Source organism: Mucilaginibacter sp. (genome assembly GCF_036383575.1).
GTDB lineage: Bacteria > Bacteroidota > Bacteroidia > Sphingobacteriales > Sphingobacteriaceae > Mucilaginibacter.
In genome coordinates, this window is the sequence record NZ_DASVOB010000275.1 from 1 (window position 1) to 7,362 (window position 7,362).

4 protein-coding genes are annotated in these 7,362 nt (G+C 41.9%); 3 read left to right on the forward strand and 1 reads right to left on the reverse strand.

Annotated elements, in window-relative coordinates; all coding sequences use genetic code 11:
* Positions 1 to 31: 31 nt before the first annotated feature.
* Positions 32 to 3,298, forward strand: coding sequence for a VCBS repeat-containing protein (locus VF500_RS09670; RefSeq protein ID WP_330859478.1), 3,267 nt, complete (start codon positions 32 to 34; stop codon positions 3,296 to 3,298).
* Position 3,299: 1 nt separating this feature from the next.
* Here VF500_RS09670 and VF500_RS09675 read toward each other — a convergent pair whose 3' ends face one another.
* Entirely contained in the window at positions 3,300 to 4,220 is a 921-nt protein-coding gene (locus tag VF500_RS09675) for a hypothetical protein (protein WP_330859479.1), read from the reverse strand.
* Positions 4,221 to 4,439: 219 nt separating this feature from the next.
* On the opposite strand from VF500_RS09675, the gene VF500_RS09680 reads away from it, so the two are divergent.
* Together VF500_RS09680 and VF500_RS09685 are read left to right on the forward strand one after the other, a co-directional pair.
* A complete protein-coding gene (locus tag VF500_RS09680; protein WP_330859480.1) occupies positions 4,440 to 5,768 on the forward strand; it encodes a vanadium-dependent haloperoxidase in 1,329 nt (442 codons plus the stop codon).
* Between the two features lie 32 nt (positions 5,769 to 5,800).
* A partial coding sequence (locus tag VF500_RS09685) for a glycoside hydrolase family 65 protein (protein WP_330859481.1) occupies positions 5,801 to 7,362 on the forward strand: 1,562 nt, incomplete at its 3' end.

The window sequence follows — 7,362 nt, forward strand, 5'->3', positions numbered from 1 at the left end:
CAGATATTGCTTTGTCCTGTTTTGCATTGGTGTGACAGGATTATTCTCCTGCAAACCTAAAAAAGCCGGAGAGGGCGTATTCAAATTGCTGCCGGCCACTGAAACAGGAGTTAGCTTTGTAAATAAGAACATCGTATCCGATTCGGTTAATATTTTAGATTACCTGTATTTCTACAACGGTGCAGGTGTTGCCGCTGCCGATTTTAATAATGATGGCCTACCCGATCTCTATTTTGTATCCAACCAGGGCCCGAACAAGCTTTACCTTAACAAGGGCGGGATGAAGTTTGAGGATATTACCGATAGAGCAGGCGTTGCCGGTACCGGTAACTGGAAAACCGGTGTAACCGTAGTTGATATTAACGGCGATGGCTTTATGGATATTTATGTAAGCGTGGTATCGGGTTATAAAACCTTTAAAGGGAAAAATCAGCTTTATATTAATAACGGCAATTTAACGTTTACCGAAAGTGCAGCCAAATACGGGCTTGATTTTGCAGGCCTTTCTACCCAGGCCTCGTTTTTTGATTATGATAAGGATGGCGACCTGGATATGTTCCTGCTTACTTCATCGGTACACAGTAATGATACTTATGGCGATTCTACCCAGCGGTTTAAATACAGTCACGATGCAGGCGATCACCTTTTCAGGAACGATAACGGGCACTTTACCGATGTAACAGCCGGCTCGGGAATTTATTCGGCCCCGATTGGATATGGATTGGGCGTAAGCGTTGGCGATTTAAATAATGATGGCTGGGATGATATTTATGTAAGCAACGACTTTTTTGAGCAGGACTATTACTACATCAATCAGCATAACGGCACTTTCAAAGAACAATTGAAAAGCGCCTTCGGCCATACCAGCCTGTTTTCGATGGGAAATACCATCAGCGATATCAATAAGGACGGGCACCTGGATGTACTCAGCACGGATATGCTTCCCGAAGAGATGAAGGTACTTCGCTCAACAATAAATGATGAACCTTTGGATATTTATAACCAGGAAGTTAATGCAGGATTTTACTATCAATACTCAAAAAATTGCCTGCAACTCAATGTTGGCAACGGCAATAAGTTTGTCGACCTGAGTTTATACAGCGGGGTTTCTGCTACAGATTGGACGTGGTCGCCGCTGGTGCAGGATTTTGACATGGATGGAAAGAAGGATATGTTCTTCTCCAACGGAATCAAACGCCGGCTTAATGACATGGATTACCTGAAATATCTTGGCGATCCAACGGTTATGCAGGCTTATAAAGACAACCGCGTTTTCGATAAAGACAAGATCAATAAAATGCCAGAAGGTGGTGTGCATAACTATTTTTATCACGGCGAGGATAAGCTGAGATTTACCGATGCATCTTCTGCCAACGATATGCAGCAGCCATCCATTTCGGCAGGGTCTGTTGCTGTTGATCTGGACAATGACGGCGATCTTGATATCGTAACCAACAATATGGATGAGCCGGCATACATCTACAATAACACCACAATGGAAAGCCGTAAGGAAAGTAAACCTACTTATCTTAAATACACGGCAAAATATAACCTTTTGAACCGTGATGGTATTGGCACAAAACTTTTCCTTAAATCAAAAGACCGTGTAGATCACCAGGAAATACAAACCAGTAATGCTTATGCCAGTAATTTAAATAATGAGTTGCTTTTTACCTTTGCCCCCGGCGATAAACCAGAATCGTTGTTGGTAGTGTGGCCTGATAATAGCTACGAGGTGATCAAAGAGTTTAGGCCCGGTCAGAAAACGATCTTAAGGTATAACCCGCAATCGGTTGATAGCCGCAGACCTGTATCTGAAATTATAGATGCATTTATCAGCAATAAAAAGCAGTTTGACTACAAGCCCATACAGTCAAAACTTTTGGCCCGTGTAAACATATTTGATACTCCCGACTTTAATTACTATTCCTTATTACCTCACACTTATTTACCCCACACACCGGCAGTAGCTGTTGCTGATGTAAATGGCGATGGTATTGATGACATTTACGTGGGGGGAATTGCAGGGGATGAGAAATATCTGTTAGTCGGCGATAAATCAGGTGGATTTAAAAAAGTGAACATTCCGCTGTTTAACCAGTTTAAAGAGACAGCCGATGAGCAGGCAGTATGGGCCGATGTAAATAACGATGGTAAACCCGACCTGATTGTGATCAGCGCTAACCATCCGTTTATAGAAACCGAAAAATTAGTACAACCCCGGTTATATATTAACAAAGGCAATTTTCAGTTTGAATATCGGCCATTACCTAAACTCAATTACCAGGCAGCAAAAATTACGCTGTTTGATTTTAATGGCGACGGGTTAAATGATATTTTATTTACCAGCGCCGTTTCATTTAAAAACTATACGGCTGTTGTTCCTTCTTCGGTATTGATAAACAAAGGCAGCGGAAAGTTTGAAATAAGTCATGACAAAGCTTATGACCAGATCACTAACCTGCAATATGTTACCAGTATAACTGCAACAGATATTGATCATAACGGCAAACCCGACCTGCTGATTACTGCCGAATGGCAACCCGTTTACGTTTTCCTGAATGATGGAAAAAAATTGAATCGTTTCTCCTCGCCGGTTTTGGATAAGGAAAAAGGTTGGTGGCAGTCGGCAATGATAACCGATATTGATGGCGACGGCAAAGCTGATCTTGTTGCCGGTAACTGGGGGCTGAATAATAAATATAATGTAACTGCAGATCAGCCTCTTTACGCTTATAACAATGATTTGGATAAGGACGGCAAAAACGATCTCATCTTATCTTACAACTACAAGGGGCTATACTATCCGTTCAGGCCCAAAAATGACTTGGAGCAGGAACTGCCGTACTTGAAAAAAGAATGGCTCAGCTATCAAAAAATGGCAGATAAAACTACAGCCGAAATTTTCAAGGATAAGTTGGATGATAATGACCGTTTAAGTGTGAACCAGTTCAATAGCATTTTTGTGAGCGATGTATTGCATGCCACCTCGGTTACTACGCTGCCTTATTTGTACCAACAGGCCCCGATCAGGTCGGTGTTAAAAACAGATAACGGAGATCTCCTGCTGAACGGGAACTTTTGGGGCGTAGTTCCTTATGAAGGCAAGTATGATGCTTTGGGTTTAGTAGAGCTGCATTATAACAAGAATAATAAAGCTTTCTCAAACCCCGGTTACCTGGTGAATGCTTCGTTTAATTTCCAGGAGCTTAGCAATGTAATGCCACTTAAAACAATCACGCCCAATACTTATCTGATAGTTACTTATGATGGCAGGCTCATGGTGATAAACAAATAGATCAAAAGATAGGATAATATACTTTTGTCACCCATTTGGCAGTGTCTTTCTCGGCAGACCGGTCTGTAATTAAGGATTCGAAGGACATTGCCACAGATATCAGGCGGTGATCTTTCATGTATACTTTAATTTGTGCCAAAGCATCTTTTACAGTATTCGATCCACCTTTTACGTCGGCTGCTAACAAATTACCTCCTTTAGGGATATAGTTTATAGCAGTTTTTGCCGATGGAATGAAACTTCTGTTGATCGGGACAGCAACAGTTACCTGGTATTGTTTTTCATTGATCTTTGTTATGTTCATGATAGGATAATTAGTTTCCTTTACACCTTTATCCTTTGCTTGTTTTTTTAGATCGCCGATGATAGTGTAAATCTCAGGAATTGAAGGGTAGGTGTTTGACAGCGTTGTTGAGGTAATTAAAACAGTATCCTTAGCTCCTTTTAAATATATTTTGTAACCATAAGCGTTTTTTTCATCCTCTAAAAAAAGCTTCAGGTGTTTGGAGATCGCCGTTATTTGTTTTTCAATATCAGCTAATTTGAAGTTATCAAGCAGGGGAAGAATACTGCCTATGCCATCTTTTTTGATGACATTCCAGGTGACTTTAACTTCACCTTCATTGATCAACAGGTAATTAATTGTACAGCTAAGGTTCAGTTTGCCTTTTTGAAGCGTAAGTTCGGCACCGCTGTTGATCAATTTATCGATAGTGAAATCGATATCATTATAGCGATAATGCGTGGCATTTATTTTTGTTCCGGGCCACCATTTGTCCCAGTTTTTTTGATTGGTTAAAAACTTTGAAGTAACGGCATCGGAAGCCTCAATGGTTACTTCATGATTGAATTTTATTTTCGATGGGATGAAACAGAAAATGACAGCTATCAACACTAAAATAATAAGAACTTTTTTCTTCATTGGTTTATAAAACACGGGTATAAGGGGATGATAAATTTAATGATATTGTATCATTTGTAAAGCATTGAGACGCTAAAAAAAATACATGTTTTAATGAAAAAACAAGCGCAATTATGCCGTTCTATTGGCGAAAAAAGCCTATATTGGCTGTTGATCAATTAAAAAATCCGGCAGGTTTCTCCCTATAGATCTGCCTGGTTTCAACCTATTTTACAACTTATGAGATCCTTTTTATTTTGCCTTACCGGAGTATTATTTTTATTTGCATCCTGTAAAAAGCCCGACTATGAAAAAGTAATCCACGATCCCGAACTTTATCGTCAAACTGTTAAAAAGCTTAATGATATTGTGCTGGAAAACAACTTCCCGCCAGTAACCGCTTCCCGTAATTATGTGTATGCTAATATTGCTGCATATGAAGTTATAGCCTCCGGCGATCCTGAGCATTTTAAATCGTTATCCGGTCAAATCAAACACTTGCCGGCAGTGCCAAAAGCGTCAAAAGATACCGCTGTCGATTACCAGTTTGCTTCATTACTTGCCTTTTGTACGGTTGGCAACGCGGTAACGTTTCCGGAAGGCAGTATGGACCAGTATGTTGATGCACTTAAAAAGAAAGCCAAAGATGCGGGTATGCCATCAGCTCTGTTTGAGGGTTCCGTAAACTACGCAAATAAAGTGGCCAAATTTATATTAAAGTGGAGCAAGGGCGACCATTATGCACAAACCCGTTCGGCAAGCAAGTACACCGTAAAGCAGCAGGATGGCCGTTGGATCCCCACGCCGCCTATGTATGCCCAGGCGCTGGAAGCGCATTGGGGCGAGATCAGGCCAATGGTGCTGGACTCGACAGCCCAGTTTATCCCGCCAGATCCACCGGCTTTTAATGTTAAAGATCACAACAGTCCATTTTATAAACAGGCACTTGAGGTAAAACAAATAGTTGACAGTTTGACCAAAGAACAGAAACACCAGGCCGATTTTTGGGATGATAATGCCTTTAAGCTCAATGTGGTTGGCCATGCTTCGTTTGCTACCAAGAAGTTTTCGCCGGGAGGGCACTGGATGAATATTACGGCTGTTGCCACAAGGGGTAAGAAATTTGATTTTGGTACTACGGTAAGCGTTTACACCGAAACGGCAATTGCATTGTTTGATGGCTTTATCAATTGCTGGTACCTTAAATACCGTTCAAATTATGTCAGGCCCGAAACCGTAATTACCAAATACATTGATGCCGATTGGCGGCCATACATCCAAACACCGCCGTTCCCGGAATATAGCAGTGGCCATGCTGTGATCTCATCAGCTGCCGCCGAAGTGCTTACCAATAGGATAGGTGATGACTTTGCCTATACAGATTCATCTGAAATGGAATTTGGGATAGATCCCCTTTCTTTTAAGTCCTTTCGTGAAGCTGCAAAATCGGCAGGAATGTCAAGGGTAATGGGGGGCATTCATTTTAAAAACGCCTGTATCGTAGGCAATAAGCAAGGCGCCGAAATAGGGCAGCTGGTTATTAAAAAGTTGCAATTAAAGGTTAAGTAATATTTCAATTATTGTATTTTAAAGTATTGATTTTGAATAGGATATTAAAGTTTGTTTTGTTTTTTGCTTTGTTGATACCTTTGGTAGCAGAAGCGCAAAGTATCGATCCCTGGAAAATTAAGGCCGATAAAATTGATCCCTCTAATTATTACGGAATTACGGTAGCTAATGGGATGATCGGGATCGTGTCGGCTCCCGAACCTTTCAAAGTTAAAAATGTGGTATTAGCCGGTGCATATGATCTGTATGGCCGGGGACGGGTAAGCAATTTCCTAAACAGTTTTAACCTGCTTAACATGTATCTTGAAATTGACGGTAAGCGCATCGATGCCAAAAACATCAGTAATTTTAAGCAGGAGCTGGATATGCAGCACGCGGCGTTCACCACCACGTTTGATTATGCCGACAAAGCAACGATAAAATACACTTACTATTCCCTTCGTCAATTGCCATTTACAGTTTTGATGGATGTTTCGGTAACGGCCAAACAGGCTATCAACATCACATCGGCCAGCGTAATGGAAGCGCCGGATGCGCTTAAAGAAGTGCAGAATTATTACAATGAAATTGACCGCCCGCATGTGACCATCAGTCTGCTTACTTCTACCGCGAAAAGCCCCACCGGTAAAATGCAGTTATGTGCATCTACCTCGTTTTTATTCAGTGAACCACATGGGCAGGAGCCACGCATTATCCACGAAATGTGGGATAATAACATGCACCTGATGAAATTTAGCAAGGCGATAGCCGCCGGACAAACTTATAACTATGCGGTAACAGGCTCTTCTATAACCTCGGCCCACCATGCCGACCCGCTGAATGAAGCCGAACGCCTTACCATTTTTGCCAAATTGGAAGGCCGTGACAGGCTGATCAAATTTCACAACAAAGCCTGGGATGACCTTTGGACAAGCGATATCCAAATTGAGGGCGATGATCAATCGCAGCAGGATATTCATAGCATGTTATATCATTTATACTCGTTTTCAAGAGCTGGTACGGCATATTCGCCCTCGCCAATGGGGCTTTCGGGGCTGGGTTACAATGGTCACGTTTTTTGGGATTGTGATGTTTGGATGTATCCTGCCATGCTGGTTTTGCATCCTGAAATAGCAAAATCAATGGTTGAATACCGGTTTGAAAGGTTGGATGCCGCGCGTAAGAATGCTTTTTCACACGGTTATAGAGGGGCGATGTTTCCCTGGGAAAGTGCCGACAGTGGAGTAGAGGAAACACCGGTTTGGGCATTGAGTGGTCCGTTTGAGCACCATATTACTGCCTGTGTAGCATTGGCCGCATGGAATTATTACTGTGTAACGCAGGATAAACAATGGTTAAAAGAAAAAGGCTGGCCGATCCTTTCTGCCACTGCCGATTTTTGGGCAAGCCGGGTGGAGCGTAACGGTGCCGGTCATTACGATATTAAAAATGTTGTTGCGGCTGACGAATGGGCGGAGAATATTGATAATAACGCTTTTACCAATGCTGCGGCGAAAGCTAATTTATTAAATGCTACAGTAGCAGCTAAGATCTTAGGTGAAAAAGCCGACCCCGATTGGATGAATGTTGCTCAAAATATCCCGATCCTGAAATT

Bases quoted from the DNA above. Each gene is read 5' to 3' on its own strand.
- VF500_RS09675 (WP_330859479.1), bottom strand. From the start codon at position 4,220: ATGAAGAAAAAAGTTCTTATTATTTTAGTGTTGATAGCTGTCATTTTC.
- VF500_RS09680 (WP_330859480.1), top strand. From the start codon at position 4,440: ATGAGATCCTTTTTATTTTGCCTTACCGGAGTATTATTTTTATTTGCA.